This window comes from Saccharothrix coeruleofusca (assembly GCF_017876325.1).
Taxonomy (GTDB): Bacteria; Actinomycetota; Actinomycetes; order Mycobacteriales; family Pseudonocardiaceae; genus Actinosynnema; species Actinosynnema coeruleofuscum.
Window position 1 is genome coordinate 7710035 of sequence record NZ_JAGINV010000001.1, and the last position, 11058, is coordinate 7721092.

Sequence of the window (11058 nt, forward strand, 5' to 3'; positions counted from 1 at the left end):
GCTATGAATAACGCTCTTCGACTCGCGGGGCGACACGCCCAACACGCCCATAGCCGGGTGACATCAGCGCCGGGCGTGTGGGGCTGACGGCTGCTAGGAGCAGCGGGTGCCCTCGGCGGGCAGCGTGCCGGAGATCAGGTAGGCGTCTCCCGCCTCGTCCACGCACGTGTTGCCCTGCAGGTACACGGTGTGCTGCGTGCCCTCGAACGTCAGCAGCCGCCCGCCCAGCGCCCCGGCCAGCGACACGCCCGCCTGGTAGGGGGTGGCCGGGTCACCGGTGGTGGAGACGACCAGCACCGGCGGCAGCCCCTGCACCGACCCGACGCCCGGCGAGTTGGTCACCGGCACCGGCCAGAACGCGCACGGGTCCAGCGCCCCCACGGCGGGCCTGCCGTCGTCCAGGAACGGCGCGGCCTGCTTGTACCGGCGGGCCACCTCGTCCAGCACCGCGCGGTCGGTCACCCGCTCGTCGTCGACGCAGTTGATCGCCACGAAGGCGTCGGTCAGGGTCGAGTACCGCCCCTGGCCGTCCCGGTCGTAGTAGGCGTCGGCCAGGGTCAGCAGGGTCTCGCCGTTGTTGTCGCGCAGCTCGTTCAACCCGGTGTTCAGCGCCTGCCACAGCTGGGAGGAGTACAGCGCCTGGATCGCGGCGGTGATGGCGTCGCTGTAGGACAGCTTGCGGTCGCCCACCTCCACCGGCCGCTCGGCCAGCGGCAGGGTCAGCTCGCGGAACGCGGTGTTCGGGTCGCCCGAGCCCAGGGCGCAGTCCTGGCGCTGCCCGCACCAGGCGGCGAACTCGGTGAACGCCTTCTGGAACCCCGCGCCCTGCGCGACCAGGCTCTCCACCTGGTTCTGCGCCGGGTCGACCGCGCCGTCCAGCAGCAGCGCCCGGACGTTGCCGGGGAACTTCTCCGCGTACTCGGCGCCGATGTGCGTGCCGTAGGAGTAGCCGAGGTAGGTCAGCTTCTCGTCGCCCAGCGCGGACCGCATCACGTCCAGGTCCTGCACCACTTCGCGGGTGCCGATGGCGGCCAGCAGCTCCACGCCGGTGCTCGCGGCGCACTTGTCGGCGAAGACCTTGTTCTCCCGCTCGGTCTCCGCGATGCCCTGCGGGGAGGTGTCGAGGTCGACGTCCAGCCGCTCGGCGTCGCGGTCGGCGTCGCTGAGGCAGCGCACCCTGGGCTCGCTGGAGCCGACCCCGCGCGGGTCGAACCCGACCAGGTCGAACCGCTCGCCCAGCTCGCCTCCCCGGACGCCGGGGGCCAGCTGCGCGGCGGTGGACATGCCGGACACGCCGGGGCCGCCGGGGTTGAGCAGCAGCGAGCCGATGCGCTCGCCCGAGGCGGGCTGCCGCAGCAGGCCGACCTTGATCGTGCGGCCGTCGGGCTTGCCGTAGTCCAGCGGCACCTCCAGCCGGGTGCACTCCAGGTTCTTCTTGCCCCGGTAGAGCCGCTGGGTGGTCTCGTTGGTGGCGTAGGGCTCGCAGTCCTCCCACGCCAGCTGCTGCCCGTAGAAGCGCTCCAGCCCGGACGGCACCGCGCCCGCGGGCCCGCGCTGCTCCAGCGTGGTGCCCGCGCGCGGCTCGCCCGTCACGAGGGTCGTGCACGAGGCCAGCAGCGGCAGGGCGAGGGCGAGCAGCAGTGAACGGCGCACGGGTCGATCGTAGGTGTGACTGCCAGGCCACAACTTCCACCACGCGCGGCCGGAGTGGGAGAAGATGGCCGCATGCCTCAGCTCCGACTCGCCCTTGCCCAGGTCAACGCCTGTGTCGGCGACCTGGCCGGCAACGCTGATCTCGTCGTGCGGTGGACCCGCAAGGCCGTCGAGGCCGGGGCGCACCTGGCCGTGTTCCCCGAGATGGTGCTCACCGGTTACCCGGTCGAGGACCTGGCGCTGCGCGAGTCGTTCGCGCAGGCGTCCAAGGAGGCGCTCGACGGGCTGGCCGCGCGCTTGGCCGAGGAGGGCTGCGGCGACATCGCGGTGTTCGTCGGCTACCTCGACCGCGACGCGGGCGGGGTGCGCAACGCGGCGGCGGTGCTGCACGGCGGGCAGGTCGTGGCCCGGCAGTTCAAGCACCACCTGCCCAACTACGGCGTGTTCGACGAGCGCCGCTACTTCGCCTCCGGTGACTCGCTGGACGTCGTGCGCGTGCACGGCGTCGAGGTCGGCATGGTGATCTGCGAGGACCTGTGGCAGGACGGCGGCCCGATCGCCGCGCTCGGCGAGGCGGGCGTCGACCTGGTGGTCTCGCCCAACGCCTCGCCCTACGAGCGCAAGAAGGACGACGCCCGGCTGGCGCTGGTGACCCGGCGGGCGGCCGAGGCGAAGGCCCCGCTGGCCTACGTCAACCTCATCGGCGGCCAGGACGAGCTGGTCTTCGACGGCGACTCGATGGTGGTGACCGCGGACGGCGCGCTGGTGACCCGCGCGCCGCAGTTCGTGGAGCACCTGGTGGTGCTGGACCTGGACCTGCCCGGTGGCGCGGCGCGCGCCGAGGGCGTGGTCGGCGAGTTCACCGTGCACCGCCGGACGCTGTCGGAGCGGCCGCTGCCGCGCTACGAGCCGCTGCCCGTCCCGCAGCCCGCCGAGCCGCTGCCCGACGAGGCCGAGGTGTGGTACGCGCTGGTCACGGGCCTGCGCGACTACGTGCACAAGAACGGTTTCCGCTCGGTGGTGCTGGGCCTGTCCGGCGGTATCGACTCGGCGGTGGTCGCGGCGCTGGCGGTGGACGCGCTGGGCGCGGACGCCGTGCACGGCGTGTCGATGCCGTCGAACTACTCGTCGGAGCACTCCAAGTCCGACGCCGCCGACCTGGCGCAGCGCACCGGCCTGCACTACTCGGTGCAGCCGATCGCGGACATGGTGGGGGTGTTCGTCGACCAGCTGGGGCTGACCGGTCTGGCCGAGGAGAACGTGCAGGCCCGCTGCCGCGGCGTGACCCTGATGGGGCTGTCCAACCAGCACGGCCACCTGGTGCTGGCCACCGGCAACAAGACCGAGCTGGCGGTGGGCTACTCCACCATCTACGGCGACGCGGTCGGCGGGTTCGCGCCGATCAAGGACGTGCTCAAGACCCTGGTGTGGGACCTGGCGCGGTGGCGCAACGCGGAGGCGGAGAAGCTGGGCGAGCTGCCGCCGATCCCGGAAAACTCGATCACCAAGCCGCCGTCGGCGGAGCTGCGGCCGGGTCAGGTGGACACCGACTCGCTGCCCGACTACGAGCTGCTGGACTCGGTGCTCGACGACTACGTCGAGGGCGACAAGGGCTATCGGGACCTGATCGCCATGGGCTTCACCCACGAGCTGGTGGACAAGGTGCTGCGGATGGTCGACCGGGCCGAGTACAAGCGGCGCCAGTACCCGCCGGGCACGAAGATCACCTTCAAGGCGTTCGGCCGGGACCGCCGCCTGCCGATCACGAGCGGGTGGCGCGAGGGCTGACCTGCGGGGGGAGGCCGACCCGGCCGGGCAGCAGCAGCGCTGCCGCCGCGCCGAGACCGCAGATCACCGCGGTGATCAGGAAGATCTCGTGGTACTCGGTCAGCAGCGCGGCGGACAGCGCCTCCCGGTAGGCCGCCGCCTGCCGCTGGAACTCCTCCGGGGAGACCCCGAACGGCAGCGGCGTGGCCAGGTCGGCGGTCAGCTCCCGGAACCGGTGCAGGCCCCACGCGGACAGCCCGGCCACGCCGACCAGCATCCCGGTCATCCGCGCCACCACCACGGCCGCCGAGGCCACGCCGTGCTGCTCGGCGGGCACCACCCGCAGCACGGCCGCGGACACCGGCGCGATGACCAGCCCCAGGCCGAACCCGGCCACCGCCAGGTCGCGGTCCACCACGGAGGCCGCCACGTCGGCGGGCCACCGGGCGATCAGCAGGTACGCGCCCGCCGCGACGGCCAGGCCCCCGGCGGTGATCCACCGGTCGCCCCAGCGGGCGGCGACCCACCCGCCCAGCACGGCCCCGACGGGCAGCGCGACCAGGAACCGGGTCAGCATCCGCGCCGCCGCCGCGGAGTCGTGCCCGAGCAGCGCCTGCGCGAACAGCTCCACGTCCACCAGCGTCACCATCAGCGCCGCGCCCGCCGCCAGCGACACCCCCAGCGAGGCCAGGAACGGCCGCATCGCCACGCCGGAGGTGTCCAGCAGCCGCACCTGCGCCCGCCGCTCCCACACCACGAACCCGGCGAACGCCAGCGCCGACGCGGCCAGCACCGGCCACCCCCACGGCGGCAGCACGGCGTGCTCCGGGTCGGGGTTGTACAGGCCCACCACCAGCAGTCCCAGCGCCAGCGCCAGCAGCGCCCCGCCGGGGTAGTCGATCCGCACCCGCCGCCCGCCGCCGCCGGGCACGGTCGCCTGCACCACCGCCGCGGCGACCGCGGCCAGCGGCAGGTTCACCCAGAACACCCACCGCCAGCTCTGCGGCTCCAGCGACTCGAACACCGACCAGGCGTTGAACAGCGCCGCCACCCCGACGCCGTACAGCGTGCCCAGCACGCTGCCCAGCTCCTGGGCCGCGCCGACCACGCCCAGCGCCCCGGCCCGCCGTCGCGGGTCCCACAGGTCGGCCACCAGCGCCATGGTCACCGGCAGCAGCGCGCCGCCCGCCACGCCCTGCACCACCCGCCCGGCCACCAGCAGCGGCAGGTCGCCCGCCAGGGCGGTCACCGCCGACCCGGCGGCGAAGCCGAGCAGGCACAGGTGCAGCACCCAGCGCCGCCCGAACCGGTCCGACAGCTGCCCCAGCAGCGGCATCCCGGCCACGTAGCCGAGCAGGTAGCCGGTCACCACGGGGGTGGCGCGCTCCAGGTGGTTCACCGGGATGCCCAGGTCGCGCACCATGTCGATGAGCACGCCGACCACCACGTAGGCGTCCAGCGCCCCGAGCAGCACCGCGACGGCGCCCGCGCCGATCGCCAGGCGACGGGAGCTCACGCGGGCGGCGCCACGTCGACGGGCTTGTTGAACTCGGCCAGGTCGATGGCGACCTTCGCACCACTCGGCAGCGTGAAAACAGCACCCGAGAGCTTGTCGTCCTTCACCGAGAAGCGTGACGCCACGTCGGCGTCGATCCCCGGCACCAGGCCCGCCACGACATCACGCGGAACGGTGGCCTCGACCACGTTCACCCCGTCCTCGGCGCTGACCGTCCTGGCGTCCTTCGCGCTGGCCAGCACCTTGGCCACGCCGCGCTCGGGGTCCAGGATCGCGGTGGGGTCGTAGACCTGGCCCGCCAGCGCGGCGGGCAGCTTGGTGAACCCGCCGGTGGGCCCCTTGAAGTACAGGTCCGAGTCGACCAGCACGTACTCCACCTCGATGAGCTGGCCGAACTGCTCGACCTTGGCCCGCCCCTCGGACCGGCCCTGGGCGTCCAGGTCGCCCTCGGCGTCCTTGACCGCCACGTCGGGCAGCTCGCCCTCGACCTTGATGCGGAAGTGCGTGCTGGTCACCGAGCGCATCGCGGTGGAGGACTTCTCCAGCACCTCCGGCCCGGCGGGCAGGTCCTGCGACGACGAGGAGCAACCCGCGGCCAGCGCGAGCAGGAGCGACCCGATCAGGGCACCGCGTGGGGACATGCGGCGATCCTAGGACGGCGGGCCCGCGCGGGAGCGGCGAACAGGTCAAGGGCGAGTCGGCCACACGTTGTCCACCGGTCTTCCCTAGGCTGCGACCCATGAACCGCCAGCAGGAGTTCGTGCTCCGCACCCTCGAGGAACGCGACATCCGGTTCGTCCGGCTCTGGTTCACCGACGTCCTGGGCTTCCTGAAGTCCGTGGCGGTGGCCCCCGCCGAGCTCGAAGGCGCCTTCAACGAGGGCATCGGCTTCGACGGCTCGGCCATCGAGGGCTTCTCCCGCGTCTACGAGTCGGACATGGTCGCCCGCCCCGACCCGGCGACCTTCCAGGTGCTGCCGTGGCGCACCCCCGACCAGAACCACTACTCCGCGCGCATGTTCTGCGACATCGCGATGCCCGACGGCTCCCCGTCGTGGGCCGACCCGCGCCACGTGCTGCGCCGCACCCTGGCCAGGGCCAGCGAGGCCGGGTTCACCTGCTACGTGCACCCGGAGATGGAGTTCTTCCTGCTCAAGGGGCTGCCCGCGGACGGGAGCGAGCCGATCCCGGCGGACAACGGCGGTTTCTTCGACCAGACCAGCCACGAGATGGCCACGCACTTCCGCAGGCTGGCCATCGAGTCGCTGGAGGCGATGGGCATCTCGGTGGAGTTCAGCCACCACGAGGGCGCGCCCGGCCAGCAGGAGATCGACCTGCGCTACGCCGACGCGCTGACCATGGCCGACAACGTGATGACCTTCCGGTACCTGATCAAGGAGGTCGCGATCACCCAGGGGGTGCGCGCCTCGTTCATGCCCAAGCCGTTCACCGACCAGCCCGGCTCGGGGATGCACACGCACGTGAGCCTGTTCGAGGGCGACCGCAACGCCTTCTACGACGCGGAGGACCCCTACCAGCTCTCCGACATCGGCAAGGCGTTCGTCGCGGGCCTGCTCAAGCACGCGCGGGAGATCTCCGGCGTGACCAACCAGTGGGTCAACTCCTACAAGCGGCTGATCGTCGGCGGCGAGGCGCCCACCGCGGTGTGCTGGGGCCACGCCAACCGCTCGGCGCTGGTGCGGGTGCCGATGTACTCGCCGGGCAAGTCCTCCTCGCGCCGGGTGGAGATCCGCACGCTGGACTCGGCGTGCAACCCGTACCTGGCGTTCGCGGTGATCCTGGCCGCGGGCCTGAAGGGCGTGGAGAAGGGCTACGAGCTGCCGCCCGCCGCCGAGGACGACGTGTGGTCGCTGACCGACCGCGAACGCCGCGCGGCCGGGTACGACAACCTGCCGCAGAACCTGGGGGAGGCGCTGACCGAGATGGAGAACTCCGAGCTGCTGCCCGAGGTGCTCGGCGAGCACGTCTACGACTTCTTCCTGCGCAACAAGCGCACGGAGTGGGACGCCTACCGCCGCAGCGTCACGCCCTACGAGCTGCGCACGCTGCTGCCGGTCCTGTGAGTCGACGAACCGTGCGCGTGGTCCACACCGAGCACTCCGAAAAGCTAGGTTTGCAGACCGTGACCGAGGTGCCCGCGAACCCGGAGACCCGTCCCGCCCTCATCGGCTGCACGGTGGCCACCGCCGCCGAGCTGCCCGCCGTGAAGGTGCTCTCCAGCTCCTTCCTGGCCCACCACCCGGAGGCGCGGTTCCTCGCCCTGGTGGTCGACGCCGCGCCGGAGAACTCCGGGCCGGGCCTGGTCACCCCCGCCGACCTGGGCGTCGGCGAGGAGGAGCTGGCCGTGCTGGCCACCGGCTGCACCGCCGAGCAGCTGTGCGACGTGCTGCGGCCCAAGCTGCTGGAGCAGCTGCTGGGCCAGGGCCTGCCGGTGCTCTACCTGGACCCGTGGGTGCAGGTGCTGGGCTCGCTGACCGAGCCGGTGCTGGACGCCACCCGGCGCGGGCCGCTGGTGCTGCTGCCCCGCTCGCTGCGCCCGCTGCCCGACGACGGCCTGCGCCCCACCCCGTCGGAGCTGCTGCGCACCGGCGTGTTCGACCCCGGTTTCCTGGCCGTCGCGCCCGGCGCGGAGCCGTTCCTGCGCACCCTGGGCGAGCAGCTGCGGCGCACCCCGGACGCCACCAAGGCCGTGCTGGACATGGCCCCGGCGCTGGTCAGCCTGCACGTGCTGCGGGACGCCACGGTCGGCCTGTCGGCGTGGAACGCGGGCCAGCGCGCCCTGCACCGGCTGGAGGACGGCACGCTGACCGTGCTGGGCGAGCCGCTGCGCACGGTGCACTTCGCGGGGTTCGACCCGCAGCGGCCGTGGCTGCTGTCGGCCCGGTTCGCCGACCGGCCCAGGGTGCTGCTGTCGGAGCACCCGCTGCTGGCCGAGCTGTGCACCGCCTACCGGGCCGAGCTGGTCCGCTGCGGGCACACCCCCCAGCCGGTGCCCTACGGCTTCGGCAGGCTCGCCGACGGCACCCCGATCCCGGACGAGCTGCGCGCCGACTACCGCGCCGCGGCCCGCGACCAGTCCTCGTGGGGCGCGTTCGGCGCGGCCCCGGCGCAGGGCGAGCAGCCGCACGTGCCGCCGCCCGCGTTCGGCCCGGACCGCGGCGCAGGCTTCTTGGCCTGGGCCTGCGAGCCCGCCCCCAAGCTGCCGGGCAGCACCCGCTGGGCGGCCGCCCTGTGGCGCTCGGACGAGGCGCTGCGCGCCCAGTTCCCCGACCCGTTCGGCGCGGACAGCGCCGCGTTCCGCGACTGGTGCGCGACGGTGGCCGTGGCGGGCGGCAGGCTGCCCGTGCCCGCGGTGCCCGGCCCGTGCGCCGAGGCCCCGGCGCTGCTGGACCAGCTCGGCGTGTCCGTGCTCGGCGAGGGCGAGGTGGCCGACCTGCTGCGGGCCGCCGCCCGCGCGTCCGGACTGCCCACCGCCGACGGCGTCGGCTACCCGGTCGTGCTGCGGGTGGACTCCGCCGAGCCGGTGCCCGCCGACCGGTTCCTGGTCGACTTCGTGGTCGACGGCGGCGGCCCCGCGCGTGAGGCCACCGAGGTGTGGGTGCCCTCCGACGCCACCCGCGCCGCCGCCGAGCGCCCCGGCGGACCGGTCGTGCGGGTGCTCCCGCTGCCGGTGCCGGAAGCCGAGATCGCCCTCCCGGAGGACCACGAAGGGGTGATCTTCGGGGCGTTCGCCGACCACGCCGCGGACCGCGAGGGCAACGTCCTCGGCGCGGTCTCGGCGTTCCTGGCCGCCTTCCCCGACCGCGCGGACGTGCGGCTGCGGATCACCGTGACCGGCGCGGCCGAGCACCCCGAGGCCGCCGAGCGGCTGCGCCTGGCCACCGCCGCCGACCCGCGCGTCGAGCTGGCCGAGGACTTCCGACCGGTCGACTGCGTGATCTCGCTGCACCGCGGCGGCGCGTGCGACCGGGTCGCGCTGCGCCTGGCGGGCGTGGTCGCCGCGGGCATTCCGGTGCTGACCTCCGACCACGGCGCGGTGGCCGAGCTGTTCGACAAGTCCTCGGTGGTGTTCGTGCCGTGCCGCCAGGGCGTCGAACCGGACGTGCAGGCCGCGGTGAAGCTGCTCCGCGCGCTGGTCGACGACCTGGGCACGGCGGTGGCGATCGGCGCCAAGGGCCGGGAGCACCTGCGCGCCACGCGGTCGGTGGCCAAGGTCGGGGAGCTGCTGCGCGAGCGCGTCGAGCACGCCTACCGGGGTTGGCGCGCGCGCCGCGCCGCGGCCAAGCCCACGCCGCCCGCCGACCCGATGAAGGCGCTGCACTCCGCCAAGCACGCGCTGCTGCGCGAGCCCGACGTGGGCGTGGCCAGCCGCATCCCGATGGCTCCCCAGCTGCGCAAGGTGGTCCTGCGCGTGCTGGACCACTACGACAACCACATGCGCGACGTGCTCGGCACCCTGGTCGACGGGGTCGAGCGCACCGTCGCCGACCTGGTCACCAGGCAGGACGAGCTGAGCACCGGCATCGGCCTTGGTGAGCTGGAGGTGCTGCGCAACGAGGTCGAGCACCACGCCGAGCGCCAGGGCCAGCTGGCCGACCAGGTGCTCGGCCTGGACGACGGCGTGGTGCGGGTCCGCGCGGACATGGCCGGGCAGGGCAAGCGGCTGCGCGAGATCGAGGACGCGTTGGTCGCCGAGGCGGCCAAGCGCGCCAAGCAGGGCGACGCGCTGGCCCAGCGGATCGACAAGCTCGCGGTCGCGCTGGAGCGCACCCTGGACCGGATCGACTCGCTGGAGTCCAAGGTCGTCGACGTGCTGCGGGAGCGCGACAGCAGGCTGGACGCGGGCCTGCGCGCCGCCAACCAGGCCCAGCTGACCGCCGACGCGCTGCGCCGCGTGGTGGTGCGCGAGCACGAGCGGCACTCCGACTCCGCGCCCGACGTGCGCAGCTCCCTGGTGCTCACCGACGTGGGCCTGCTGCGGCTGCCCTCCGACGACGCCTTCATGCTGCCGCTGCTGTCCAGCAACGGGGTGTGGGAGCCGGAGCTGTCGGAGCTGGTCGACTCCCTGGTGGACCCGGAGGGGATCTTCGTCGACATCGGCGCCTACGTGGGCTACCACGCGGTGCGGATGCTGAGCAGGCTCGGCACCAGCGGCGCGGTCGTGGCGGTCGAGCCCTCGCCCGCCGCGCGCGAGCTGCTGCGGCACAACGTCGGCGTCAACCTGCCCGAGCGGATCGCCGAGCGGCTGGTGCTGGTCGACGCCGCGGCCTGGGAGAGCGCGGGCGAGCTGGTGGCGCAGCCCGCGCTGACCGGCGGCGTGTCCGTCGCGCCGGTGCCCGACGACGCGCCGGAGGGCGTGCTGCGGGTGCGCTCGACGCGGCTGGACAAGGAGCTGGAGGACATGCCCGCGCTGCAGGGCATGAAGCTGTCCGTGGTGCGGGTCGACGCGCCCGGTCGCGGCCACCGCGCGCTGGCCGGGCTGGTGCGGCTGCTGCGCCGGGACCGGCCGCACGTGCTGCTGGAGTTCTCCGCCTCGGCGACCGAGGGCTTCGGCGACGACCCGGTGACGGTGCTCAAGGAGTTCCGCGTCTGGGGCTACGACCTGGTGCCGGTGGCCACCCGCGAGCCCGCGTCGCCGGAGCAGATCGTGGCGGCGATGGAGGGGATGCGCAGCACCACCCTGTGGCTGCGCCCGCGTCCGATCCAGGCCAAGACCCCCGGCCCGCAGGTGTCCGTGCCCCTCCGCCACCCCGCTGACCAGGCGATTTGACTTGGCTGAAGGTCACGAGTAACTTTCTCCAAGTCGCCAGCGACACCCCCGGAACGAGCGGTTGACACCGCGAAGCGGGCCGGGTAGAGTAGTTCGGCGTCAAACCAACCAGAACTGAACAAGCGGGCTTCGTGCGCCCCGGACCTGGAAACAGACCGGATTTGACACGCGAAATACCGCTCGGATAGCTTCTGGACACAAGCAAAACTGAATGCGAAGCGAGTTTCCCGCTGAGCCGAAGAGGTCGGAACGGCCGATTTGACAAGGCGAAAACGAACGAGCTAAGCTTTCAACACAAGCCCCGGAATGAACCGCGGTAAGACGCGGAACGC

General features: G+C 73.3%; 6 protein-coding genes. 3 read left to right on the plus strand and 3 right to left on the minus strand.

Annotation, left to right across the window (positions count from 1 at the left end):
• Positions 1-93 precede the first annotated feature (93 nt).
• Positions 94-1653 carry an alpha/beta hydrolase gene (locus tag JOF41_RS35980; protein WP_209623956.1) on the minus strand — a complete coding sequence of 520 codons (1560 nt, stop codon included), beginning with the start codon at positions 1651-1653 and terminating at the stop codon, positions 94-96.
• 72 nt (positions 1654-1725) lie between these two features.
• Here JOF41_RS35980 and JOF41_RS35985 point away from each other — a divergent pair, with 72 nt between their 5' ends.
• The gene (locus tag JOF41_RS35985) at positions 1726-3441 is read left to right on the plus strand and encodes an NAD+ synthase (protein ID WP_209623957.1); all 1716 of its coding nucleotides are present in this window, start codon (positions 1726-1728) and stop codon (positions 3439-3441) included.
• Here JOF41_RS35985 and JOF41_RS35990 read toward each other — a convergent pair.
• Both JOF41_RS35990 and JOF41_RS35995 read right to left on the minus strand, forming a co-directional pair.
• The gene (locus JOF41_RS35990) at positions 3416-4936 is read right to left on the minus strand and encodes an MFS transporter (protein WP_209623958.1); all 1521 of its coding nucleotides are present in this window, start codon (positions 4934-4936) and stop codon (positions 3416-3418) included. The two genes, JOF41_RS35985 and JOF41_RS35990, sit on opposite strands and share 26 nt — an antisense overlap.
• Entirely contained in the window at positions 4933-5577 is a 645-nt protein-coding gene (locus JOF41_RS35995) for an LppX_LprAFG lipoprotein (protein WP_189224579.1), read from the minus strand. The genes JOF41_RS35990 and JOF41_RS35995 overlap by 4 nt, the downstream gene beginning before the upstream one ends.
• Before the next feature lie 98 nt (positions 5578-5675).
• Here JOF41_RS35995 and glnA point away from each other — a divergent pair, with 98 nt between their 5' ends.
• Together glnA and JOF41_RS38475 are read left to right on the plus strand one after the other, a co-directional pair.
• Positions 5676-7019 (plus strand): type I glutamate--ammonia ligase, encoded by a 1344-nt coding sequence (gene glnA, locus JOF41_RS36000; protein ID WP_189224580.1) that lies wholly within the window; start codon positions 5676-5678, stop codon positions 7017-7019.
• Between the two features lie 59 nt (positions 7020-7078).
• Complete coding sequence (locus JOF41_RS38475; RefSeq protein WP_189224581.1) at positions 7079-10726, plus strand: FkbM family methyltransferase; 3648 nt, start codon at positions 7079-7081, stop codon at positions 10724-10726.
• Positions 10727-11058 lie beyond the last annotated feature (332 nt).

What these genes read in the sequence shown, in the direction of transcription:
- JOF41_RS35995 (WP_189224579.1), bottom strand. Translation starts at nt 5,577, where the DNA reads ATGTCCCCACGCGGTGCCCTGATCGGGTCGCTCCTGCTCGCGCTGGCC.
- JOF41_RS35985 (WP_209623957.1), top strand. Translation starts at nt 1,726, where the DNA reads ATGCCTCAGCTCCGACTCGCCCTTGCCCAGGTCAACGCCTGTGTCGGC.
- glnA (WP_189224580.1), top strand. Translation starts at nt 5,676, where the DNA reads ATGAACCGCCAGCAGGAGTTCGTGCTCCGCACCCTCGAGGAACGCGAC.